Origin of the sequence: Aquiflexum sp. TKW24L, from assembly GCF_023502205.1 — a bacterium.
GTDB lineage: Bacteria > Bacteroidota > Bacteroidia > Cytophagales > Cyclobacteriaceae > Cognataquiflexum.
The window spans coordinates 72,304-96,464 of sequence record NZ_JAMFLG010000018.1 but is presented as its reverse complement, the minus strand read 5'-3'; the positions used below and the strand labels follow the sequence as shown (position 1 = coordinate 96,464).

Annotated in this window: 18 protein-coding genes and 1 other RNA gene; 5 read left to right on the top strand and 14 right to left on the bottom strand. The window is 36.6% G+C overall.

Features of this window, described 5'->3' with window-relative positions; translation table 11 throughout:
* Nucleotides 1–111 precede the first annotated feature (111 nt).
* Nucleotides 112–684: a DUF3109 family protein gene (locus M3O96_RS13165; protein ID WP_249721103.1), complete on the bottom strand. Its 573-nt coding sequence runs from the start codon at nucleotides 682–684 to the stop codon at nucleotides 112–114.
* A gap of 235 nt (nucleotides 685–919) precedes the next feature.
* Complete coding sequence (locus M3O96_RS13160) at nucleotides 920–3,361, bottom strand: TonB-dependent receptor (RefSeq protein ID WP_249721101.1); 2,442 nt, start codon at nucleotides 3,359–3,361, stop codon at nucleotides 920–922.
* Nucleotides 3,362–3,606: 245 nt separating this feature from the next.
* Between M3O96_RS13160 and rnpB the strand changes: the two genes are divergently transcribed.
* Nucleotides 3,607–4,024, top strand: an RNA gene (gene rnpB, locus M3O96_RS13155) — RNase P RNA component class A.
* Nucleotides 4,025–4,046: 22 nt separating this feature from the next.
* The gene (locus M3O96_RS13150; protein WP_249721100.1) at nucleotides 4,047–5,204 is read left to right on the top strand and encodes a sigma-54-dependent transcriptional regulator; all 1,158 of its coding nucleotides are present in this window, start codon (nucleotides 4,047–4,049) and stop codon (nucleotides 5,202–5,204) included.
* A 188-nt stretch (nucleotides 5,205–5,392) separates the two neighbouring features.
* Here the strand turns inward: M3O96_RS13150 and M3O96_RS13145 are convergent, their stop codons facing one another.
* The gene (locus M3O96_RS13145; protein WP_249721099.1) at nucleotides 5,393–6,406 is read right to left on the bottom strand and encodes an acyl-CoA synthetase family protein; all 1,014 of its coding nucleotides are present in this window, start codon (nucleotides 6,404–6,406) and stop codon (nucleotides 5,393–5,395) included.
* A gap of 53 nt (nucleotides 6,407–6,459) precedes the next feature.
* Here M3O96_RS13145 and M3O96_RS13140 point away from each other — a divergent pair, with 53 nt between their 5' ends.
* On the top strand, nucleotides 6,460–7,134 hold the full coding sequence (locus M3O96_RS13140) for a hypothetical protein (protein WP_249721098.1): 675 nt from the start codon (nucleotides 6,460–6,462) through the stop codon (nucleotides 7,132–7,134).
* Between the two features lie 84 nt (nucleotides 7,135–7,218).
* Here M3O96_RS13140 and M3O96_RS13135 read toward each other — a convergent pair whose 3' ends face one another.
* Nucleotides 7,219–9,636 carry an alpha-ketoacid dehydrogenase subunit alpha/beta gene (locus M3O96_RS13135; RefSeq protein ID WP_249721097.1) on the bottom strand — a complete coding sequence of 806 codons (2,418 nt, stop codon included), beginning with the start codon at nucleotides 9,634–9,636 and terminating at the stop codon, nucleotides 7,219–7,221.
* A 441-nt stretch (nucleotides 9,637–10,077) separates the two neighbouring features.
* On the opposite strand from M3O96_RS13135, the gene ald reads away from it, so the two are divergent.
* Nucleotides 10,078–11,196 (top strand): alanine dehydrogenase, encoded by a 1,119-nt coding sequence (gene ald, locus M3O96_RS13130; RefSeq protein WP_249721096.1) that lies wholly within the window; start codon nucleotides 10,078–10,080, stop codon nucleotides 11,194–11,196.
* Nucleotides 11,197–11,262: 66 nt separating this feature from the next.
* On the opposite strand, the gene M3O96_RS13125 is transcribed toward ald, so the two are convergent.
* The gene (locus M3O96_RS13125; protein ID WP_502798915.1) at nucleotides 11,263–12,654 is read right to left on the bottom strand and encodes a cryptochrome/deoxyribodipyrimidine photo-lyase family protein; all 1,392 of its coding nucleotides are present in this window, start codon (nucleotides 12,652–12,654) and stop codon (nucleotides 11,263–11,265) included.
* A 121-nt stretch (nucleotides 12,655–12,775) separates the two neighbouring features.
* On the opposite strand from M3O96_RS13125, the gene M3O96_RS13115 reads away from it, so the two are divergent.
* Nucleotides 12,776–13,042, top strand: coding sequence for a TIGR03643 family protein (locus M3O96_RS13115; protein WP_249721095.1), 267 nt, complete (start codon nucleotides 12,776–12,778; stop codon nucleotides 13,040–13,042).
* An 18-nt stretch (nucleotides 13,043–13,060) separates the two neighbouring features.
* On the opposite strand, the gene M3O96_RS13110 is transcribed toward M3O96_RS13115, so the two are convergent.
* The 9 genes from M3O96_RS13110 to M3O96_RS13070 form a co-directional block, all read right to left on the bottom strand.
* A complete protein-coding gene (locus M3O96_RS13110; RefSeq protein ID WP_249721094.1) occupies nucleotides 13,061–14,971 on the bottom strand; it encodes a polysaccharide biosynthesis protein in 1,911 nt (636 codons plus the stop codon).
* A 369-nt stretch (nucleotides 14,972–15,340) separates the two neighbouring features.
* Nucleotides 15,341–15,943, bottom strand: coding sequence for a sugar transferase (locus M3O96_RS13105; RefSeq protein WP_249721093.1), 603 nt, complete (start codon nucleotides 15,941–15,943; stop codon nucleotides 15,341–15,343).
* Nucleotides 15,944–15,956: 13 nt separating this feature from the next.
* Nucleotides 15,957–17,084: a DegT/DnrJ/EryC1/StrS family aminotransferase gene (locus tag M3O96_RS13100; protein ID WP_249721090.1), complete on the bottom strand. Its 1,128-nt coding sequence runs from the start codon at nucleotides 17,082–17,084 to the stop codon at nucleotides 15,957–15,959.
* Between the two features lie 161 nt (nucleotides 17,085–17,245).
* The gene (locus tag M3O96_RS13095) at nucleotides 17,246–18,400 is read right to left on the bottom strand and encodes a glycosyltransferase family 4 protein (RefSeq protein ID WP_249721088.1); all 1,155 of its coding nucleotides are present in this window, start codon (nucleotides 18,398–18,400) and stop codon (nucleotides 17,246–17,248) included.
* A 106-nt stretch (nucleotides 18,401–18,506) separates the two neighbouring features.
* On the bottom strand, nucleotides 18,507–19,385 hold the full coding sequence (gene rfbA / locus M3O96_RS13090) for a glucose-1-phosphate thymidylyltransferase RfbA (protein WP_249721086.1): 879 nt from the start codon (nucleotides 19,383–19,385) through the stop codon (nucleotides 18,507–18,509).
* A 102-nt stretch (nucleotides 19,386–19,487) separates the two neighbouring features.
* Nucleotides 19,488–20,582 (bottom strand): non-hydrolyzing UDP-N-acetylglucosamine 2-epimerase, encoded by a 1,095-nt coding sequence (gene wecB, locus M3O96_RS13085; protein ID WP_249721084.1) that lies wholly within the window; start codon nucleotides 20,580–20,582, stop codon nucleotides 19,488–19,490.
* Between the two features lie 11 nt (nucleotides 20,583–20,593).
* Nucleotides 20,594–22,012, bottom strand: coding sequence for a capsule assembly Wzi family protein (locus tag M3O96_RS13080; RefSeq protein ID WP_249721083.1), 1,419 nt, complete (start codon nucleotides 22,010–22,012; stop codon nucleotides 20,594–20,596).
* 291 nt (nucleotides 22,013–22,303) lie between these two features.
* The gene (locus tag M3O96_RS13075) at nucleotides 22,304–22,954 is read right to left on the bottom strand and encodes a sugar transferase (protein WP_283773994.1); all 651 of its coding nucleotides are present in this window, start codon (nucleotides 22,952–22,954) and stop codon (nucleotides 22,304–22,306) included.
* Nucleotides 22,955–22,958: 4 nt separating this feature from the next.
* Entirely contained in the window at nucleotides 22,959–24,146 is a 1,188-nt protein-coding gene (locus tag M3O96_RS13070; protein ID WP_249721081.1) for a UDP-N-acetylglucosamine 4,6-dehydratase, read from the bottom strand.
* Nucleotides 24,147–24,161: the final 15 nt, after the last annotated feature.

Below are 24,161 nucleotides of genomic sequence, written 5' to 3'. Positions count from 1 at the left end.
GGTTCAAAAGTTATAAGGTTAAGATTAGTCAGATTTTAAGGTTAGTTTTTAAGAAAGCTCTTTAGAAATAAATCTTTCTATTGGTTTTCGACACTGAAAACTAAATGCTGATCATTTTACATTACCTTCAATTTCAGCCACCAATTCATCGTACCATTCAGGTCCAAATTTGCGGACAAGAGCATCTTTCAAGAATTTGTATACAGGCACACCCAAATTGCCTCCCAAAACACATGCTGCACTGCAGATGTCCCACCTATCGTAATTTAGGGCTTCAAACTCATCATATTTTTTTATCCTGATAGGATAAAGGTGACAACTGATCGGTTTTTTGAAATTGGTCTTGCCATCCAAATAAGCCTGTTCAATCCCACATTTAAGAATCCCCCTATCATCATAAAGTGCATAGGCACACTCTCTATTATCTCCAATGGTGGGAGTCACCTTATCTCCGTCTTTGTCCAGAACCCAAGTTCCTTGTGATTCAATTGCCTCTCGGCCTTCTGCCGTGATATAATTTTTTACGATGGGATATATTTCTTCCAAAACAGCTGTTTCCTCATCTTCCAATGGAGCTCCTGCATCACCCTCCACACAACAAGCTCCCTTACACTTTTCCAAATCACAAACAAAAAACTGCTCCTTGATATCATCACTGATGACTGCATTTCCTACTAAAATCATTTTTCGACCATTTGATTACAAAGAAACAGATAACAATAGTCAAAGCCTTAAAAAAACCGAATTTTATTGGGATCAAAGCTTTCCCTAATTTCTCAAAAGGTCAAAAAAAGAACCGTTCCACAATAATGGAACGGCTCAACCCAGCACTATGAAGAAAAGCTATTTAAGCCTTTGAGAATAGAACTTAGGATAATTTATTTTGTTTGATATTTTTTGAAATATTTTGAAATATTCCTTAAAACCTGAATTCAAAGCCGGCAGTTACCATCCTTGGAAGTCCCAATCTAATTCCCTGAGGCCTTCTTGACACCATATATCTTTCATCAGTCAAGTTTTTGACTGTAAGGTTAAATGTTGAATTCCATTTTGACACATTGTAATTGACCATGGCATCTAACAAAAAATAAGAATCAATTTGTCCTGTTTCTCCATTTGGAATAGGTAGAACAGAATTTATTTCATCAGTGAACTGACTTGCAACATAATTTCCAAGCAATCTTGCCCCAAATCCAGATTGCGATTCAAATGTAATGGCAGAATTAAAGAAGAAGCCTGGAGAATAAGGTGTCCTATTTCCTGAAATATTGACATCTCCCAAAAATCTATCCTCAGAAAATTCAGCATCAATTATTGCCGTATTAAAGTCATATACTATTTTATTTCTCTGCAAACCAAAAAGTTTGCTCAATTCCATCACAATAGCACCTTCTACCCCTCTGTGGGTGGTTGCGCCACCGTTAACAAGACCTGTACCCTGACCTCCTGAAGACTCAGAAATAGAAATGATTTGATTTGAAAAATTCATCATGAAGCCTGTAAATTCAAGGAATATCCAATTTTTAATATCAGTTCTGAAACCCAATTCGTAATTCCAGCTTTTTTCAGCTTCCAGTTCATAGGGTTCCCCGAGATTTGAAATTGCATCTTTAACTCTTGGAGGAGCAAAACCTCTATGTGCTCCACCAAATAAACTGAATAGCTGAGTCGGCTTGTAGTTGAAGCCGACACCCGGAATTACCTCAGTGATGGAGTTATTGGCTACTAAAAGTGTATCCCTTATGCCTATTCCGGGAAAGCTTCTCCTATTGATCTGCCTGTCATAATCAAAGTTCTCCAACCTGACTCCCGCACTCAAAAGGAATCTCTCGCTTATGTTCAGTTTATTTTGAGCGTAAGCACTGAATGCTTGGCCAGTTCTGACCTCATCTTCTACAAGGTTTCCACTTGACACTCCGACTTTTGTTCCATTGACCCGTTGTTCATAAGCTTTTTCATAGAGATATCTGGTTCCAATGATCAGCTCATTGTTTTTTGAAAAAAGGTTGTGGTCAATCTCCAATCGTGGTTCTACACCTGCTACCTCAAATTGCCTATCCCTGTTGCCTGTTGAATTCCTCATAAAAATGGCTCCATTGGGAACGTTAACGTCACCCCAAGTCACTCCTGTCCAATTTGAAGGGGGGGTATTTGAAGTTGTATTCCTAGAGAAGTCCTGTCTGTTCCAGTTTCTAGTCGTCGTATATCCATAGGCAATGGTATTTAATCTCACTTTTGGAGAAAACTGATATTTGTGTGAAAAACTCAGCGAATATCTCTTTACGTCCAAAATATCATCCGGTGCCATTCTCACAAAATCCTGCCCACCGGCATCATACATAGTTTGGCTTAATCCGATATATGTCGCATCAGACATTTCATTATAAACTCCCAATTTGACCCCAAGGCTAGATTTGGAATTGATATCGAAAAGCAATTTGGTATTGAAATCTGTAATGTCAAAACCAACATAACCCACTTGGTCAGCACGCTTTTTCAAAAGATTAACCGAAATGCCTGTGTTTCCAAAAGTATTTCCATAAGAAACCATTCCTGCAAAAAAGCCACCATCACCTCCCTGGATTTTTACTAAACCTTCTTCTTTCTGAGGGGGATTTGCGGTGATATAATTGACCACGCCACCGATTGTCTGCGGACCGTAAAGGATTTGTCCAGATCCTTTTAATATTTCAACACCAGACATCCTGTCTATCGCAGGCGTGTAATACATTTCAGGTTCCCCATATGGAGCAAGCGCAATAGGCACTCCGTCTTCCATCATCATCACTGAACGGCTTCTGTCCGGGTCCAAACCTCTGATTCCAATATTGACACGCATTCCAATACCCTCTTCATCCACTACATGAACTCCCGGAGATCTCCTGATGGCTTCGTTACCACTTATAGGACTAAGATTTCTTAATTCGTTTTTATCAATGTAAGTCACAGAACCTGGAACCTTACTGAAAATCCTGTCTTTATCGGCAATGACTGTAAATTGGGGCATTTCTACACCTGTTTCTTCAAAAGCTAGGTCTAATTCTGAGATCTGGCCATTTGTTATTTTGACTGATTTGGAAAAAGACTTGTATCCAATGGCTGAAACCTTGATAGTATAATCACCTTCTGCCAAATCATAAATCTGGAATGTACCATCCGGGTTGGTGTAGGTACCTTTGACCGTACCCAAAATCATGATATTTGCATACGGAACCGATTCACCTTCTACAGAACTTACCTTGCCTGATACTACCAAAGTCTTTCCGCTGTTAGGGTCAGAATTCGAGTACGCTTCAATTAAAATCCCGTGACAAAAAACTAGAATCCAAATTATCCGGACAGTCAATTTTATAAATACCATAACAATTATTGATAATCTATATATAGATTTTTTATGATTTGATTTGGCAAAAATATCTTCTATTTAAACTTAATCCAAATAAGAAGAAAAGCCTTTTCATTATATTTTATTATAGCTTTTGGGAATCAATCGTTTTTATCGATAGGGAATAAGATTAGTCAGAATCCAGAAAATATAGAAATCCTAAAATATTTCCTTCAATCAACTTCCATGGCTAACATTAGATAAATTGACTTAATTTGCACTGTGCAAGCCGACTTGTCGCTGGTCCGAGAATAAAATCTCAGACAAGAGGAAAGTCCGGGCAACATAGAGCGCCATACTTCCTAACAGGAAGGTGCCGTGCCGGAGACAGCACGGCAACAGAAAGTGCCGCAGAAAATATACCGCCTTATCCTGATAGCTATCAGGATGATGGTAAGGGTGAAAAGGTGGAGTAAGAGCCCACCGCTTTCTCAGTGATGAGAGAGGCAAGGCAAACCTTATGGGTTGAAAGATCAAATAGGTCCCGCGATGAAACTTGGTTTCATAAAAGGTTGCTCGTCTTTATGCGGGATGGGTAGATCGATTGAGCCTGTGTGCAAATACAGGCCTAGATAGATGACAGGAGATTCATCCATATAGGATGTTGAACAGAACCCGGCTTACAGGCTTGCACTTTTTTTAAAACCCTTAAAATCAAAATATGTCCAAAATCCTAATTATTGATGATGAAAGAATCATCAGATCCACGTTGAGAGAAATACTTGAATATGAAAAATATGAAATATCCGAAGCACAAGATGGCGAACAAGGTCTAAAAATGATGCAGGAGGAAGATTACGATCTTGTCCTTTGCGATATCAAAATGCCGAAGATGGACGGAATCGAAGTTTTGGAGAAAACTGCTGAAATGGATAAATCACCACTATTCATCATGATATCTGCCCACGGTTCTATAGAAACTGCAGTAGAGGCAACAAAAAAAGGAGCTTTTGATTTCATTCCAAAGCCTCCTGACCTCAATCGTCTACTTCTTACCGTAAGAAATGCATTGGACAAAAAGAATCTGGTTTCAGAAACAAAAGTTCTGAAGAAAAAGCTTTCTCAAAAATTAGACATGGTGGGTTCTTCATCTGCCATCATGCATGTAAAGGACACTATTGAAAAGGTAGCACCCACAGATGCTCGGGTTTTGATTACAGGGCCAAATGGCACAGGAAAAGAATTGGTAGCTCATTGGCTTCACCAAAAAAGTAATCGTTCTAATGCTACTTTTGTGGCAGTTAATTGTGCCGCTATTCCTTCAGAATTGATTGAAAGTGAACTTTTTGGGCATGAAAAAGGATCCTTTACCTCTGCAGTGAAACAAAGGATCGGAAAATTTGAACAAGCTGATGGCGGAACTTTATTCCTCGACGAAATCGGAGACATGAGTCTTTCAGCCCAGTCAAAAGTATTGAGGGCACTGCAAGACCATAAAATCACCCGGGTGGGCGGAGATAAAGACATTAAAGTCGATGTCAGGGTGCTAGCGGCTACAAATAAAGACCTTAAAAAAGCCATCGAAGAGGGCAATTTCAGAGAGGATCTTTATCATAGGCTTAGCGTGATCCTGATTCAGGTACCGGCACTTAAAGATCGCAAAGAGGATATCCCACTTTTGGTGGAAAAATTTCTGGAGGATGTAGCTACTGAATATGGTACTGCCAAAAAAGAAATTTCCAAAGAGGCTCTTTCCAAACTTCAGGAATTCCCTTGGACAGGAAACATCCGCGAACTAAGAAATGTGGTTGAAAGATTGATAATCCTGGGTGAAAAAACAATCAGTCTGAATGACATCAAGAAATATGCTGACTATTAAAGGTCAGCATACTTTTTTATCCTTTAATTTCTTTGCTATCCAATGCTTTAGCGTAAGCGGGACATGGTTTGCTTGATGCGCATGCACCCAATGCTAAAAGACCCACTGCCATAACAATAATTGCTGCTTTTCTCATAAATATTAGAGTTTTAAAATCAAAGATGTTTAATTAAATAAGCAATACAAAATTAATTGACCATTAAATTACAGCCTCGGATTTCACTGTTGTCAAATCTTCCCAAAACCTCAAGCCTGTCCTCTCCTATTTTTCTACCCAAGTCTTGGGTTTCTATGAATGCACAGGAGTGAAAATTAGCCAAATCAATGATATTTATACCACCTTGAGAACGGTCAGACCAAGACAAGGGATCATTGACATCTCTAAGATAAACGTGCATACAATTGGGTAAATTGTATATCCCATCTCCTTTGGAATAAGCCTGCGACATCAACTCTGTCATTCCATATTCTGAATGGATTTTTTCAACCTGAAATCCCACTTTGAGGATCTGATGCAGTTCCTCTCTGACCATTTCTTTTCTCCTCCCTTTCATCCCTCCAGTCTCCATGACAATCAAATTTTCATTTTTTTGGACTGAGAACCCACTCTCAAGAAGATCAAGTAAACCAAATGTCACACCCAACAATAAAACTTTTTGATTGGCTTCTGAGAGGATTTTCAGTTTTAAAACAAGTTCTTCATGATTATAAAGGTAAAAACCCGAATGGTTTGAACCCGATTTGGCAATAAAATATTCCGCCATACTCACCAATGAACTGCCTTGTCTCTCAAGGTAAGATGGCAGTAAAGCCAGTACATGGAAATCTTGGATATTGCCATACTCCAGTTCGAAAAGGCGGAGAGAATGCTTCAGGTAAAACTCCTCCGACCAATAATAATGTTTGCTTGTTATATTTCCTGTAGTGCCACTCGAAGAGTAAAATCCCTTATAATATTCCAAAGATCCTGATATGACCTGATGGTTCTTAAACAAACCAATCGGTAAAAATGGAATATCTTTTACTCCTGTCACCTTTTTATGCAAAAGTCCTCTTGCCTCCACATAGTACCTGTAGATCAAATTATTCTTTATTTGGAAGGCGTACAATTCTAAAGCAAATTCTTCAAACTCATTTGGTTTAAGCAATGATATCCTTTCGGCAAAACTTTTAAAATAATGGAGCGTTGTATATTTAGTCATTCAAAAGTTAAGATATTTTGACCTCGTAGAATTTCTTGTAAATTTACGTCAGCATGAGCAATGTAAAAAACTATCTGATTCTAATATCCGTCATTTTCGCTTTAGGAGCTTGTCTATCACCACCGGATAATTTTCCTTCAACTCCTGAAATTTCATTTAGAGATTTGAATTTTTCAACAACAGACGGCGCAGATTCCTTGATCCTTTCCATCCGGTTCAAAGATGCAGAGGGTGACCTTGGACTAAACCCAAGTGATATCAATCCACCATTTAATCCTGTAACTTATTTAAGAGATGCCCAAGGGAATCTAATTGTATATAGTAAAAGACCGCCACAGGCTCCATCATTTAATCCGATCGATTGGGTAATCAATCCTATCATTAACAATGTTGTAGTGAGAGATACTGTTTGGGTAGAACAGAATAGGGATCACAACAATATATTTGTACGATTTTTTATAAAAAGAAATGGTGTTTTCTCAGAGTTTAAATGGGAAGAACCACCTTTTTTCACCACTTTCAACGGTAGATTTCCAAGGATTATCAATGGAACGGAGGCTCTTCCTGTAGAAGGTACTATCCAATACTCCATGCTTTCATTTGGTTGGAATTCCATTTTTAGAAATGATACCTTGAGGATCGATGTGGAAATCCAAGACAGGGCATTGAACAGAAGTAATATTGCATCAAGCCCTGAAGTTACTTTGAACCAAATCCGGCGAAATTAATTATTGTCACAAGTATCCTTAAAACAAAAGCAGTCTTCAAATTGATTGAAGACTGCTTTTGTTTGGGGCTAATCCTATTTCTCTTCAATAGATTTTGGGAAATTGATCCGGATTAGCATCGTGCATCAAACTGTAAACCTTTTCTACAACATCATCCACTGAAGGTTTTGAAAAATAATCACCATCGGAAGAATAAGCAGGTCTATGTGCTTTTCCTGCTAGGGTTGCCGGTTCTACATCTAGAAAATAATAACCTTTTTGATCTTCTACCACCTGCTGCATCATGTATGCAGTGGCACCTCCGGGCACATCTTCATCAGTAAAAAGAATTTTATTGGTCTTTTTCAGGGATTCTACAATATTATGGTTAATATCAAAAGGCAGTAAGGTCTGAACGTCAATCACTTCAATGTCGATTCCCATCTGACTCAAGTCTTCAGATGCTTCCATCACAATCTTGCACATCGAGCCGTAAGTGACTACTGTAAGATCCCGACCCTCTCGGATTATCTCGGGTTGTCCTAAAGGAACTTTAAATTCCCCGATGTTTGAAGGCATTTTCTCTTTAAGCCGATACCCATTCAGACACTCAATCACCAAGGCCGGCTCATCAGCTTCCATCAAAGTGTTATACATACCTGCTGCTTGAGTCATATTTCTTGGGACACAGATTAACATTCCTCTCAAAGAATGGAGAATCATACCGATTGGGGATCCAGCATGCCAGACACCTTCTAATCGATGCCCTCTAGTCCTGACGATCAAAGGAGCTTTTTGCCCACCCTTAGTCCTATACTGAAGACATGCAAGGTCATCCGCAAGGGTCATCAATGCATAATATATATAATCCAGATATTGGATTTCTGCCATGGGCCTAAGCCCACGCAAAGCCGCTCCTATTCCTTGACCAATTATAGTACATTCCCTAATTCCTGTATCCGTCACCCTAAGTTCGCCATACTTTGATTGCAGACCTGCAAAAGCTTGATTTACATCACCTATTTTCCCTACGTCTTCACCAAAAGCAAAAAATCTAGGGTCTCTTTCAAGCAAATTATCAAAACAAGCCTGTAAAATTTCCCTTCCATCTACTAAAGGTGCTTCATTTGGATATTCGGCAGGAATAGGTGCTATATTTTCAGCTTTCCATGGTGATTGACTGTATAAATGGGAATTATATCTATCCTCATTAAGTTTCTGTTGATTTGCATACCATGCTAGTAAAGCAGTTCTAGCATCGGAATTTTCACTTTTTGTTGCCCAAAGAGCCCTTCTGATGGTACTGATTACATCTCTGCGTATAGGATTCAGTGCTTTGGTAAGTTCATCGTTGAATTGCTCGATCTGAGCTGAATTATTAGAAGACTTCCCCAAATTCTGAAGCATTTCGGAAGCCTCTTGCAATTCTGATTTTATTTCTCCTGTGAAGGCCTTCCAAGCAGCTTCTTTTTGACTTTTGACAAATAATTTGGCTTGCTGTTCAATTTCAATAAGTTCATCTTCTGAGATACTCCCGCCTTTTAGCAAATATTCACGAAACTTAACTATACAATCATTTTCCTTTTCCCAAGCAAGTCTTTCCTTTGACTTATATCTTTCATGGGAACCCGAGGTTGAATGACCTTGTGGTTGTGTCACTTCGATTACATGGATGATAACCGGTACATGTTCTTCTCGGGCAATCCGAGATGCATTTTCATATACTTTATCCAATGCTTCAAAATCCCACCCTTTTACCACAAATATCTCAAAACCTTTTTGGTCGTCATTCCGCTGAAATCCTCTAAGGATTTCGGAAATACTTCCTTTGGTGGTATGGTATTCATTGGGAACAGATATCCCATATCCATCATCCCAAATAGAAACAACCATAGGTACCTGAAGAACTCCAGCTGCATTGATGGTTTCAAAAAACATTCCCTCCGATGTGGAAGCATTGCCAATAGTACCCCAAGCGACTTCATTACCATTATTACTGAATTGGTCCAATCCCTCTAAAATCTCATTTTCTCTAAACAGCTTTGAAGCATAGGCCAATCCTAGCAACTTAGGCATTTGACCGGCCGTAGGGGAAATATCAGCAGAAGAATTTTTCGAAGAGGAAAGATCTTTCCACGATCCATCAGAATGGAGAGACCTTGTAGCAAAATGACCATTCATCAGCCTTCCAGCTGAAGCAGGCTCTTGCTCAACGTCTGTATGGGCATAAAGCTGTGCAAAATATTCTCGAATTGTCAATTCACCGATTGCAAGCATGAATGTCTGATCTCTGTAATAACCCGCACGGAAATCACCATTTTCAAAATGCCTTGCCATGGCAATTTGAGAGAGTTCTTTACCATCCCCAAAAATCCCAAATTTTGCTTTTCCCATAAACACCTCTTTTCTACCCATCAAGGAAGCCTGTCGGCTTTCTTGAGCGATCCGGTAATCCTTGAGCAAAGACTCTTTATCAAACACAGGTGAGTTTTTCTGTTTGGAGTATGTTACCACTTCATTCATTTTTAATATTATTGAGGCTATTTGGGTTATTCCTATTATAATTCAATCATTCCAAAAATAAAGAAAATTGACATTTTAACAAATTTAAAAACAGAATAATTTCGAATATTTTCAATAAATAATTTTGTATAAAGAATAAATAAATAGATTTTTCAAAATATTATTCTTTTTTTTAAATAAAAGCATTTAAAATAAATTATAAAAGATAATATTCACAGATTAAATTATCAGCAAAAAATTAAAACATAAAACCTTCAAAATTTTTAATTCCAAATAATTTATTTTTGAAATTTTATTCATTTTTGAGATCATTTTTAAAATAATATTTTTAGAAACATTCATTTTCTTATACCAATCAAAATAATTGAATGGATTATGGGTTTTAATAGCTACCTGATATTATCTTTGACATTGTAATTTGAAAACCCAAATTTTAACAATATGATAATTGGTACCCCAAAAGAAATTAAAAATAATGAGAACAGAGTCGCCCTTACCCCTGCCGGCGCTAAGGAGTTGATCAAAAGAGGTCATCAGGTTTTTATACAGCAAACAGCCGGTATAGGCAGTGGTTTTAGTGATGAGGAATATACATCCGCCGGAGCTATTATTTTGCCAACTATTGAAGAGGTTTATGCTATTGCGGACATGATCATTAAGGTAAAGGAACCAATAGAAACTGAATATAGACTCATCAAAGAAAATCAATTATTGTTCACATATTTCCACTTTGCTTCATATGAGCCACTTACCAAAGCCATGGTAGAAAGCAAGGCAACTTGCCTCGCATATGAGACGGTTGAAAAAGTTGACAGAAGCTTACCCCTTCTCATTCCCATGTCGGAAGTTGCCGGAAGAATGGCAATACAAAAGGGGGCAAATTACCTAGAAAAACCGCTTCAGGGAAGAGGAATTTTGTTAGGTGGGGTACCTGGGGTATTGCCTGCAAAGGTTTTGATTTTGGGTGGAGGAATAGTAGGAACTCAGGCCGCATGGATGGCAGCAGGATTGGGAGCTGATGTGACTATCATGGATGTATCGCTTGCCAGAATGCGTTATTTGGCTGATGTCATGCCTGCAAATGTCAAAACAATGATGTCCAATGAATTTAACATCAGGGAAATGATCAAGCATGCTGATTTGGTAGTGGGTGCAGTTTTGATCCCAGGCGCAAAAGCACCTCATTTGATCACTAGAGACATGCTTAAAATCATGAGGCCAGGTACTGTTTTGGTTGATGTGGCGGTCGATCAAGGAGGTTGCATAGAAACTTGCAAGCCAACCACACATGAAAATCCAACTTACATCATTGACGATGTTGTCCACTATTGTGTGGCAAATATGCCGGGTGCTGTTCCTTACACTTCAACACTTGCGCTTACCAATGCAACCCTTCCATATGAAATTCAATTGGCAGATAAAGGTTGGAAGAAAGCCGCTCAAGAGAATCCGGATCTTGTACCGGGATTGAACGTAATCAATGGTGAAATAGTCTATAAAGCAGTTGCAGATGCTTTCAATATGAATTATGTCCCTGTAGAAAAATATCTTGCGGATTGATTAACCAAATTCAATTAGAAAAAAAGCCCAATAGATCATCTGTTGGGCTTTTTTGTTGGTCAAAATTTACATTTTTCTAAATGACAGTGTATGAACCTTTAAAATCCTTTGCGAATTTCTTACCACTTCCTCATCCTTCTGAGCTTGCCAAAGCAGATCTCGGCCCATCTTTCCAGAAAGCTCATGGTCAACTATTGGAAATGGATAATCTTTGCCAAGTTCAAAACCTACTACCATTTGATCAAATTGGGTAAGTTTCCAAGGTTCGTGGATTTGAAGGGCCGGTAAATTTTCCAGTTCAGGAACCCATTTTTTAATAAAACTTGCAGTGGGGTCTTGTTCATAAGATTGCTTAACCGGATTATAAATCCTGACTGTATTTATCCCTGTGACACCAGCCTGCATCTGGAGTTGGGGATAATGAATTCCGGGCTCAAAATCCAAAAAACAGCTAGCTAAATGATCTGCACCATCTCTCCAATCTAACATTAAATGATGCGTCAAAAATGAAACAACCATCGCTCTCATCCTGAAATTTAGATAGCCAGTCTCTTTCAGACATCTCATGCACGCATCCACAAGAGGAAAGCCTGTCATTCCCGCTTTCCAAGAATTTAGCTTTATTTCATTTTTTTCCTTCTTGAATTTATCAAATCCCGAATTCAAGTTTTCAAATTCCATTCTGCATTCCATTTCAAATTTTTGAATAAAATGACAATGCCATTGAAGCCTAGACTGAAAATTTTCAATGTTTCTTTTCGCAAAATTTCCATTTTTGTACTTCTCAGCTTCCTGATAAACCTGTTTGATCGATAAATTTCCCCAAGCCAAATAAGGAGACAGACGACTGCATGACCTTCTGCTTTCTTCCGGTTTACTGATATGATAATTGTAATTCTTTACCCTATCGTTAAAAAAAGAGTTCATATATCTCCAAGCAATCGCTTCTCCCCCTTCCTGCATGAGAGGTTCTTTTAATTTCCATTCATCGGGTATTTTCTTTCCTTCCTGTACTAAATCTTCTGGATACAAATAATATTTCCCAATTTTAAAATAAGGTGTATCTACCGGAGACGTCACAAACTTTTTCCAGTTTTCAGCCCATTTATTCCTGTTTTTTAATCCTCTTACAACGCCATTTTGGGGTAATTCTATCCAATTGATGCTGTGATCCTGAAAAAATCTCTTCATGATCTTGTCTCTTTTATATGTAATCGAAATCCCTGTTTCAATATGAGAGTAGACCGTTGAAATTTGAGCGATGGAATTTAAAAGTTTAAAAAAATCGAGAGTCTCACCATAATAAATAAAGATTTTCATTTGAAAAGCAGCCAAATTTTTGTTCACATCTTGTAGGCTTTGGTAAATAAATCGCCAATGTCTTACATCATATTTAGATGATGCAACCAATTCAGGCTCGAAACAATAAACCAACATTACAGGAAGGTTACCGTCCATAGCAAGCTTCAAAGGCAAATGATCGTTTATTCTGAGATCCCTCTTAAACCATACGATATTGATTTTTTCCATCCCGTCCAAAACAATAGAAATCCATCATTGTTTATGATAAAACTTTAAAATGGAATCAATAGACAAAGACAGGATAATCGAGATGGCATGGGAAGATAGGACTCCTTTTGAAGCGATTAAAAGACAGTTTGGAATCCCGGAGGAAGAGGTCATTAATCTCATGAGAAGAGAAATGAAAAGATCTTCCTTTAACCTTTGGAGAAAGAGAGTCAGCGGAAGAAAAACAAAGCATCTTAAAAAATATTCCATTGAATCTGATCGCTTCAAATGCAGTCTTCAAAGGGTAATAACATTAAACAAAATAAGTAAAAGGTAAATTACGGTTTTATAATTTTCAATTTAGCCTGTCCAAAACTTCAAATCTTGAAGAATTGCTTTTGTATTCCGGTAGCATCGATTTCAGATGAAATACCAAATCGTTTTCAGAATTTTTTCCGATGAGATTCTCAAAAATTTCAATTTGTCCTTCAATTTTATAAAAATGTACTGTTGAAACTTGGGCGATTTTTATCTTAGGATGGTGGGTGAACTTGACAATCTCAGAATCATTCAGGAGTTCCTCAAAAAGTTTTTCCCCTTCTCTCAATCCCGTGAAGACTATTTTCACATCTTCACCTTCTTTTTTGCCACTTAATCGGATCATATTGATGGCAAGGTCCACGATTTTTATTGGTTCCCCCATATCAAACACATAGATTTCTCCTCCATTACCCATAAACCCAGCTTCAAGAACTAACTGACAAGCTTCGGGAATAGTCATAAAGTACCTTGTGATATCAGGATGGGTAACGGTAATTGGCCCACCTTTTTGGATCTGTTTTTTAAAGAGAGGAACGACTGACCCATTTGAACCAAGCACATTTCCAAAACGCGTGGTTATAAATTTTGTGTGTGCATTATTATGGTGCGTTTCCAAATAGGTATTTAATGCTTGTACATACATTTCTGCCACTCTTTTTGTAGCACCCATCACATTTGTAGGATTCACAGCCTTATCTGTACTTACCAAAACAAATTTTTCAACATTATGTAACACTGATAAATCAGCAAGAATTTTTGTTCCGAGAATATTACTTTTTATGGCTTGCTCGGGAAAATTCTCGATCATTGGTACGTGTTTGTAAGCCGCAGCATGGAAGACCACATCAGGACTGTATTTTTTAAATATATTCTTGAGGGTAGTATAATCTCGGATATCAGCCAAAATAGACATATGTGGTGTAATCATTCCTGCTTGAATAAATTCAAAATCAAGGTCATATAAAGCTGATTCTGAGAAATCCAAAAGAAGTAGCAATTTGGGATTGTAATACATGATCTGTCTACAAAGTTCACTTCCAATGGAACCAGCAGCACCTGTCACCAATACCACTTTATTGGCAAGTTCCTCCTTGATTTTAGGGTTTTCCAACGTAATCTGCTCCCTACCGAGCAGATCCTCAATCCTAAGATCACGGATTGCCTCAGTATTTAAACCTCTATTTATCCATTGATTAATAGGTGGAACAATCGAAACATGAACGTTGAATTTATAACATTCATCAATAATTTCTTTTTTTCTCTGCACTGACAAATCTTTGACAGCAATGATCAACTCGGATACTTTATGGTTTTGGACCAAAACTTTCAATTGTGGCAGTCCCTTAAAAATTTTCTTCCCCTCAATAATTTTTCCCTCTTTTTTCGGATCATCATCCAGAAATGCTGCAATCGTCAAGTTAGACTTGCTGTCTCTTTTAATGACATCTAAAGCAATGATTCCTGCTTCACTTGCTCCGAAGATCACCCCTACTTTTGCATCATTGGATACAAATCCACTTTTCAGGTATATAAAGGATTCCTTTACTAAGAATCTATACAAAATCAATAAAAAAAGTGAAGTCAACGAAGATATTATCAAAACCGAATATGGAATGAAGTAGGTAGTCGAGATTAATGTTTCGAAAACAAAATTGGCGGTGAAAACCAATATAAATCCAATTGAAATTGTCTTAAAGATATTAACACTGTCTTTTAATCCAGTATGTCTTACTATCCCCTTGTAACTTTTGGTAGTTAACATTACGAGGAAAACAACCGCTGTAAAAACCAAACTCCCCAAAACTGCATTAGTATTATTTACAATCTCAAGGTCGAAATTAGACCTTACTACATATGCAAAAAAGGCTGATTGAAATAAAACTATAGAATCTAGAGTAATGATGATCCATCTAGGAAGGATCCTTAAATCTTTTAAAAAATTCATTTCGCAGTGTGATTAAAATGTTTATTTTTCAATTTAAACTATTATAATTTATAATCAGTTTACCCAAATATATCATCGATTTTTACAAAAAAATAACTTTATAGAATACAATTTTCATTAAATAAAAAACATACATATTTTCTTATGTGTGCTTCATTTTTGGATGTAGTTATTTGCTTTTAAACTATCTTCAAATCTTAAGAATTATTTAAATTCACTCTTGAGGCAATGGTAAAAAATTACCTAATCCCTTTTTTACAATTTTTTAATTACTAAAAATGAAGATTTTTTCACGTTTAATTTTTGTTTTAAAAAACCTAAATGTTTATTTTAAAATATACTTTATAATTCCCAACAACGATTAGACTGTTAGTTTCCTTTAAATCTAGGCATAGTCACATGACCTTCTTGAGAAATTCCATCTGAATTGAATATATTTTTGATTGTTTTTGCGAATATTTCCATATCAAGTTTGAAGGAAAGATTATCAACATAATACACATCATACTCAAATTTCTTTTCCCAAGAAAGAGAATTTCTTCCATTTACCTGCGCCAAGCCTGTAATCCCAGGTCTGACCAAATGTCTTTTTGTCTGAAAGGAATTGTAAAGAGGCAAGTATTCTTCTAAAAGAGGCCTTGGACCTACCAAACTCATATCCCCTATTAAGACGTTCCACAATTGAGGTAATTCATCAATAGATGTTTTTCTGATTATCCTTCCAAGACCTTTCAATCTTTCCTCATCAGGCAAAGTGTTGCCATGGGAATCCGTAGCGTCTATCATTGTCTTGAATTTAATCAATCTAAAAAGTTCTCCATGAAGACCCGGCCTTTTCTGAAAAAAAAATGGGTTATTCCTTGTAACGATTGCAAGTAAAATTGCTACAAAAATGATAATTGGAAAAAATAAAATCAACAAGAACAAACTTGCAAATAAATCAATCACTCTTTTTAAGAACAAAGAATACATTGTCAAATAAATTTCAAGTATACATTCTTTTAATTATACCGATTATTCTTTCTTGATCATCCATCGATAGGTTTTCACTGCTTGGCAAACAAATACCTTTGGAAAATAAATCTTCTGAAGCGCCACCACCATAAAATGTGGCATCTTTAAAGACAGGTTGAAGGTGAAGTGGATTCCAAAGATACCGGGTTTCTATATTTTCTTTCAGAAGCGTTAACCTAACATCCTCATTGGAAAATCCTGCTTCTGATTGATTCACCAAAAAAGTGGATAACCACCTATTGGAAAAATACCCATTTGGTTCAAGAATTGTAGAAAAACCATCAAAACCATTCAATAAATTTTGATAATTTTCAAATACTTTTCTTCTTAATGCGATTTTTTTGTCCAAATTCAGAAATTGGGCAAGACCAATTGCGGCGGACATATTATTCATCCGGTAATTAAACCCGATTTCTTTGTGTACATAATACTTATAAATTTCACGGGCTTGTACAGCAAGATATTTTGATTTTTCAATAGCCTCAAAATTTGCAGAAATCAGGGCTCCTCCAGAACCTGTCGTTATGATCTTATTCCCATTGAAAGAGAAAACACCAAACTCACCAAACGTTCCACACTCCCTTCCTTCTATTGACGAACCTAAAGCCTCTGCGGCATCTTCAATAACCGGAATATCATATTTCTGTGCAATTTCTAGAATTTCTTCGAATCTTGCCGGCATGCCAAAAAGGTCAACCACGATAATGGCTTTTGGCTTTTTCCCTTTTTTGATTCTGTCTAGAATGGCATCTTCCAAAATATCAGGACACATATTCCATGTAGTTGGCTCACTATCAATAAATATCGGTGTCCCGCCCAAATAAATTATGGGATTAGCCGATGCACAAAAAGTAAATGACTGACATAATACCTCATCCCCGGCACCAATTCCAATAAGCCTCAATGCCAAATGAATAGCGGAAGTACCTGAATTTTTTAGGGCAACATTATATTTTCCAAGACTATTTTTGATTGTTTTCTCAAAGTCATTAATAAAATCTCCTGCTGTTGATATTTGTTTTGTTCCAATTGCCTGAAGGACGAAATCATTTTCATTACCATCAAAAATAGGTGTGGAAAGTGGGATGGGTTTTAGCATTATTAACTACAATTAAACAAAAACAAATCTATATTAAAGTTTGGTTAATCAAAAAGGCAAAATAAAGTTGTCTAGCAAAACAAAATGTTTGAGATATTAAAAAAAAGAAAAAGCTCCGAAATCATGGATTTCGGAGCTTTTTTATAGTTTTATTTTTTAAATTAGTTATCACTGATATTAACTTGATCAAATACTTCACCTTGTATAGTAGGCTTTTGGTATGATTTTCTTTTTGCTCTTTTTGATAAAATCGGAGGTGCTTTTTTGTACAATTTCTTCACCCTCTTCAATGTAAGAGAATCTAATCTTAAACCTAATACTACAGCAATACAAATAACGAGTGGTAACATTACATGGTCATTGAAGTTTGAACCAAGGAATATCAAAGCAATAAATCCAATTTTAATAAACACAAGCGTTAAAGTAACCTGGTCATGTCTAAGTCCCATTCGTAAAAGAAAATGATGGACATGACTTTTATCAGGGGCCATTGGAGATTTTCCTTTCATCATTCTCTTAATAAAAATCCTTGTGGTGTCATAGATTGGAATAATCAATAAGGCCACGCCTGAAGCAATAGGTGCATTAAATTTCCATCCTTCATAACTAGCCATCGTACCATTTTTATCAATAAAAAGTATCGTAAGAACAGCTAAGGCAAAACCAAGACTCAAAGAACCTGTATCCCCCATAAAAATTTTTGCAGGGTGCCAATTATACACTAAGAAAGAAAGAATTGATCCAACCAAGATGAAGGAAAACACGGAATAACTTGTAAGATCAGCTTCCAAAAACCACCAACCAAGAAACAAAAAGGTTACAAGACTGATCGAACCTGCTAATCCATCCAATCCATCAATTAGATTAAATGAATTTGTAAGTACCAAAATGGTAAACATGGAAATCGCATAACTAACCCAAAGGGGAATATCATATACTCCAAAAAAGCCATAAAGGCCCGTCAATCTGATATCAGCCATTACGACTACCAAGTACGCAGCTATAAATTGACCTGCTAGTTTCTGTAAGGCACTCATATTGACCATGTCATCACGAAGGCCCACAAAAAACATTAGGCCAAATGCGGCAAGTAAAAACCTGATTTCCATAATTAATTGGGAATCAAGCCACGCCAAAACCGAAACGAATGTTGCAAAAACAAATGCTATGCCTCCCATAGATGGAATGAATCCGTTATGAATTTTCCTTCCACCAGGACTATCCATAAGCTCCATTTTTTTCAGGAATAATATTACAATGGGAGTGAGTAAAAACCCTATGAGAAATGCAGTGCTTATTGCCAGAAAAATTACCATAAAAATATTTTTTTTACAAACTTAATAACAATCAACTAAAATTCAAATCTTAATTTTAGGATTTTTTACTAATTAAAATCAAAGCAAAGTGTAACTGCTTGGGATATTAATTTCCTTTGATTTTCCTGAACAGGTAATCACCATATTCATTTTTTCTCAAATTTTGAGCCAATTCCAGCAACTTCTCTGAATTTATAAATCCCATATCGTATGCGATTTCTTCCAGACAAGCAACTTTTAACCCCTGTCTTTTTTCAATGGTATGAATAAAATTGGACGCTTCAAGCATAGATTCATGTGTTCCTGTATCCAACCACGCAAATCCCCTTCCCATCAATTCAACTTTAAGTTGGCCATTGGTCAGGTATTCTTGGTTGACAGTAGTAATCTCCAATTCACCTCTGTGGCTAGGTTTGATGTTCTTAGCTATTTTTATAACCGAATTGGGATAGAAGTAAAGACCTACCACAGCAAAATTACTTTTTGGGACTTCCGGCTTTTCCTCAATACTTACCGCATCGCCTTCTTTCGTAAATTCTACTACACCATAGCGTTGGGGATCTTGAACATAATATCCAAAGACAGTGGCTTTTTTTTCTTTTTCAACAGTTTCAACAGAACTTTTGAGTAACTGGGTAAATCCTTGTCCGTAGAAAATATTATCACCAAGGACTAGGCATACCGAATCTGTTCCTATAAATTCCTCTCCGATGATAAATGCTTGGGCTAATCCGTCTGGGGAAGGTTGCTCAGCATAGGATAAGTGAAGTCCCAAATCTGACCCATCACCAAATAATTTTTTGAAGCTTGGAAGGTCATATGGAGTGCTGACAATCAATATTTCCCTTATTCCGGCCAACATCAATACGGACATTGGGTAATAAATCATTGGCTTGTCATAGATGGCAAGCAACTGCTTGGATGTTCCTTTTGTAATCGGATAAAGTCTGGTTCCTGAACCTCCGGCAAGTATAATTCCTTTCATATGTCAAAATTATAAATAAATAGCAAACTATACTAAACAACAAATCCCCAAACGGTATGATTGACCATTTGGGGATTTTAATCATTTTTTTCAAATATTTATTTAACTATATATTTGTATTATTTTAGACACTATTCTTTCTGCTGATTTCCCATCCCATAAGGGTATTCCCTTGTAAGATTTCCATTCCCCTTTAAGAAGCTTTTCCAAAGGATGTTTAAGATTTGTAGGATCGGTTCCGATCAACTCATTTGTACCAAGGGTTACTGTTTCAGGGCGTTCTGTATTGTTTCTCATGGTGATACATGGAACATTCATTACAGAAGCCTCCTCAGTAATCCCACCGGAGTCTGTGATTACACCCAATGCATTTTTCACCAAATAATTGAACTCTAAATAAGATAACGGTTCCACCATTCTCAATCTTGGATGTTTGATACCAATCTTCTGCAGATTTTTAGCAGTCCTTGGATGAACCGGAAATATCACGGGAAAATTACCTGTTCCTATCATGATGGCATCTATCAAAGCTTTAAGCTGTTGCTCACCATCTACATTTGCAGGCCTATGCATCGTCATCACAAAATAATTCTTTGATTCGAGGTCATCGAACAATTCTCCAACCGGGCTAATAAATCTATCTTGACTGGAAAGTAGTGTATCAATCATGGTATTCCCAACAAAATGAACCCTATTCTCAGCCACTCCTACAGACTTTAGATATTGGTTGGCAACTTCCGAGGTCGTGAAAAAATGATCTGTGATACTATCAGTAACAATTCTATTTACTTCTTCGGGCATACTCATATCACCTGAACGGATACCACCTTCCACATGCGCTACATCAATAACCAATTTCTTTGCTGTAATGGAACATGCTAAAGTCGAAGTCACATCTCCAACCACAATCACTAAATCAGGCCTATTAGCAAGAAGTTCTTTTTCAAATGCCACCATAATGGCTGCGGTTTGCTCTGCCTGACTCCCTCCTCCCGCTTCCAAATTGATATCAGGTTCAGGAATATTCAATTGTTCAAAAAAGTCCCCAGACATTTTTTTATCATAATGCTGGCCAGTATGGACGAGTCTATATTGGATTTCTATGCCTAAAATTTGATTTTTTTTAATTGCTTCGATGATCGGTGCAATTTTCATGAAATTGGGTCTTGCGCCTGCAACTAAAGTAATTTTTATCATTGGCCTGTTGCTCAATTATTAAATAAATAAATCAAACTAAGCTGGGAATGAACTGAAAATAAATTTTCCCCTTTTGGAAAGTCAGGTGTACTGTTAGGAGAAAGTTGCCATTGGTAATTAATCCCATTTATTAACTGAAGTTTTGAGCGAAGTAACAGATTATTCCATTGTTTGTCGAAGAGGAACCCGATACTTAAATCAATCCAGGGTTTATGTTCTGTTTTATTTAATAATGCTCCATAATAAAAATCCTGGTGGTTTTCCAATCTTTCAAACAAAATACCATACTTATTGAAGTTTTCTACAACTGAAAATTCTACTGTTTGTACATTGGAACCAACTCCTATCCCAACTCCCAAAGTCTGTCCATGATTTGCAAAAGCCCTCGAAGGGGTATGCGTATGCCAAGTCAAACCACCTAATTCACCAAAATATCTAATGTATCTATTCACCGATTCTTGCTGATGAGTAATTTCTGCCCTTATCTGAAAAAACCTGTTTGGTTTGGCCATTTCTATAAGTTTTTTGAAACCCATCAAATATGCCCTAGCATGTTCCGGATTTATGATAAATTCCCTCCAATTAAATGCATGATCCCTTCTTCCAAATTCACCATAAAATTCAAATTTACTTTTGGGGAGAACATACCTAAAAGAAACACTTATTTGTTGGTCTGCCCCATCTTCATCAAATTCAACTGAATTACCATCTTCAAAAAACTGCTCTTTTGTAACTCCCATAAATACTGGAAAAAAATCAAAAAATTCATTTCCCATATTTTCTCTATACAATTGAAACGTCCTATTAATTCCCAAAAATAACCCAGGAATCCATTTGGGATTATATGTAATTGCCAAGGCGTTGACATATTTCCAATCTCCTGAAAAAGGGGAGAAATATTCTCGGTCAAGATCATGGTTTTGAGAGGGGTCAAAACCAGAATCATCAATCCTTCCGCTTAGAAGCTGACCTTCGAAATTTCCTATAAAAGTCTTTGCAGGTTTTATTGTATTCAAGGTCAAGTGGGCAAAACCTTGTGGGTTATTTGAAAAAATTAGAGAATTAAATTGCCCTGGCCCCCAACCAATATTTTGGGTCGCAGCTCCTATTTCAAATGCCCCAAATTCCAAAGAAAGTTTCGATTGTCCCCACCAAAATTTTGAATATCCATCTTCTCCATACCTTTCAGGGTAATCACCGTTATTCCAGTATAGATATCTAGCAACGTTTACTGTTTTAGAAAAATCGGAAGGGTATCCAAACCATGGTTTATTCTCAGCTAAAACAAGTTCGGGCTGAAATTGAAGCTTAATAAATTTCCATTTTGAAAAAACTCCGCCTGTCAGGTATTGCTGAAACCCCACATTCGGGATCATCGCAAAATCTCCCCATCCATAAGGTCTCTTTGAGTTAAATTGAGTAGTACTCAATAATGGTAAAACTATAAATTTAAAATCAGAATTGGGCTTAATTACATTAGATGTGTCTGAAAAAGGATAGTTTTCTTGAAATTGAAGTGGTCTCAGTTGAAAGGAAGATGCTGAATTTGATAAATCGATCAATTGGCGCCTCCGCAAATATTCTTCAAGAACAGGGAAATTTACCGGCAATGTTTGCCCATTTATTTCTTCATGGAAGAAAGAAAAAAAGAAAAAAATTAAACCAATATTTTTTAATTTCATTGTGGAATAATTTTCATCCCAAATATTTTTAGGATTAGTCTAATTTATTTTCGGCAAATCTTTAAACCACATTTCATAAATAGTAGAATTCGGAAAAAAAATTACCCAAATTGTTAAGAATATCAATATCAAATCCAAACCAAAGCTTTTGTTCTTTTTGTACCAAACTTCAAGTTTTCCCTTGTAGGGTGCTATTTCATCCTCATAACACTGTAAGTGAGGTTTTGACGATTTTGATAAAATGCTTTCTTCATCACGGAAGACAATACTTCCAATTCCAGTAAGACCAGGTTTTAAATCTTTAATCTCTTCCTGTATCTCCTTTGGATAAAATCCAAAAGTTCGAGGTGTTAAAGGTCTAGGACCTACTACACTGATATCTCCAAGAATGATATTCAGCAACTGTGGCAACTCATTAATTTTGGTTTTTCGTAAAACTCTTCCTACCGGTAAAACTCTTGGGTCATTCCCCATAGTCACATCACCTCCCGACATATTGGGACTGTTCTCAAGCATGGTAGCAAATTTTAACAGTCCGAAATTTTTTCCTCCCTGACCAACCCGCTGTTGCACATAAAATATTTTTCCTTCACCCGTAAATCTCAAAATTACTGAAAGGGGAATCAATAGTGGGGATAAAATTATTGTCAATATTCCTGAAGAAATCAAATCAAAAGTTCTTTTCAGCATCAGATTACATTTTATTGTCTAAAAATTTACCTGTTTCCTTGTGGTTAAAGTTTGGGATCAATTCGTTAAATAAATCCACAATTTGTGCTTTCTCCCACTTCTTGGAATTTTTCATTTTAGCAATTTCAGAAGTAAATTTTTCCAGTAAGTCTTCCTCATAAATAGGATTGTTTTTAATAATACCCAAATTTTCAAATCTTTCCATTTCCAAAGTTTCGTTTTCAGTAAAAAATTCTTCAAAATCTTTTTCGCCAGTAGTGTCGCTATTAAAGAAAAAACATGGATACATTCCTTTTGCTTTTAGTTTTTCCACTGAATTTCTCGCTTCATCTTCGGAAGCGCATTCATACGCCTTGTAGCCTAATTGGTCCAAATATCTAATAGCAATTTCAGCAAAAGTAATCAGGTGTAATTTCTCACTTAATTTTGGGAAAAAAATATCGCGGTTTTCTCCAAATATTGTAGACATTAGACATAATTCACCAGATTCTTGTGGTGTAACGAAATACCGTTTAATATCGTTGGGGGCCGATATTGGTTGACTTTTCTGTATTCTTTGGTTGAAACCATACAACAAACTACCATCAGAAAAAGCAACATTGGCAAAACGCGCAGTAGAAATAGTAATCTCTTTGCTTTTGCGCATTAAATACATTTCCATGATCCGTTTGGAAGCACCCATCATATTAACTGGATTTGCTGCTTTATCGGTAGAAACACAGAAATATTTCTTGGCTTTGGAATCTATGGCTTGCTGTAATGTCTTCTCAGTATTAAATATATTAACATTGACAAGTCTCATCAATGTAAATTCATCTTTTTCACTGCGAACGTGCTTTAGAGCTGAAAGATTTAAAATATAATCATAAGGACCTTCCTTCTCAAACATCGCATCAAATTCTAGGCTACCACAATCCAAAGCAAATGTTCTAAAATCACCATCAATGTATCCGAATGAACTTCGGATATCACGCACAGTTTCCACCATGTTGTTTTCACTAATGTCAACCACATGTAATTTTTGAGGATCGCGTTTAAAAATTTCCTTGGTGACAGCTGTTCCAATTGACCCCGCTCCACCTATTACTAAAAAACTACTTTTGCCAACAATTTCACGCAATTCTTTGTCATGCTTTTGTATGTCATTTTCAAAAAGTAATGAATTTCTTCCTATTAATTTTAATATGTCCATGAGAGAAAATTAGAT

What these genes read in the sequence shown, in the direction of transcription:
- M3O96_RS13150 (WP_249721100.1), top strand. Translation starts at nt 4,047, where the DNA reads ATGTCCAAAATCCTAATTATTGATGATGAAAGAATCATCAGATCCACG.
- M3O96_RS13095 (WP_249721088.1), bottom strand. Translation starts at nt 18,400, where the DNA reads ATGGTAATTTTTCTGGCAATAAGCACTGCATTTCTCATAGGGTTTTTA.
- M3O96_RS13140 (WP_249721098.1), top strand. Translation starts at nt 6,460, where the DNA reads ATGAGCAATGTAAAAAACTATCTGATTCTAATATCCGTCATTTTCGCT.
- rfbA (WP_249721086.1), bottom strand. Translation starts at nt 19,385, where the DNA reads ATGAAAGGAATTATACTTGCCGGAGGTTCAGGAACCAGACTTTATCCG.
- M3O96_RS13165 (WP_249721103.1), bottom strand. Translation starts at nt 684, where the DNA reads ATGATTTTAGTAGGAAATGCAGTCATCAGTGATGATATCAAGGAGCAG.
- M3O96_RS13100 (WP_249721090.1), bottom strand. Translation starts at nt 17,084, where the DNA reads ATGCTAAAACCCATCCCACTTTCCACACCTATTTTTGATGGTAATGAA.
- M3O96_RS13145 (WP_249721099.1), bottom strand. Translation starts at nt 6,406, where the DNA reads ATGACTAAATATACAACGCTCCATTATTTTAAAAGTTTTGCCGAAAGG.
- wecB (WP_249721084.1), bottom strand. Translation starts at nt 20,582, where the DNA reads ATGATAAAAATTACTTTAGTTGCAGGCGCAAGACCCAATTTCATGAAA.
- M3O96_RS13135 (WP_249721097.1), bottom strand. Translation starts at nt 9,636, where the DNA reads ATGAATGAAGTGGTAACATACTCCAAACAGAAAAACTCACCTGTGTTT.
- M3O96_RS13125 (WP_502798915.1), bottom strand. Translation starts at nt 12,654, where the DNA reads ATGGACGGTAACCTTCCTGTAATGTTGGTTTATTGTTTCGAGCCTGAA.
- M3O96_RS13075 (WP_283773994.1), bottom strand. Translation starts at nt 22,954, where the DNA reads ATGCTGAAAAGAACTTTTGATTTGATTTCTTCAGGAATATTGACAATA.
- ald (WP_249721096.1), top strand. Translation starts at nt 10,078, where the DNA reads ATGATAATTGGTACCCCAAAAGAAATTAAAAATAATGAGAACAGAGTC.
- M3O96_RS13110 (WP_249721094.1), bottom strand. Translation starts at nt 14,971, where the DNA reads ATGAATTTTTTAAAAGATTTAAGGATCCTTCCTAGATGGATCATCATT.
- M3O96_RS13115 (WP_249721095.1), top strand. Translation starts at nt 12,776, where the DNA reads ATGGAATCAATAGACAAAGACAGGATAATCGAGATGGCATGGGAAGAT.
- M3O96_RS13105 (WP_249721093.1), bottom strand. Translation starts at nt 15,943, where the DNA reads ATGTATTCTTTGTTCTTAAAAAGAGTGATTGATTTATTTGCAAGTTTG.
- M3O96_RS13070 (WP_249721081.1), bottom strand. Translation starts at nt 24,146, where the DNA reads ATGGACATATTAAAATTAATAGGAAGAAATTCATTACTTTTTGAAAAT.
- M3O96_RS13160 (WP_249721101.1), bottom strand. Translation starts at nt 3,361, where the DNA reads ATGGTATTTATAAAATTGACTGTCCGGATAATTTGGATTCTAGTTTTT.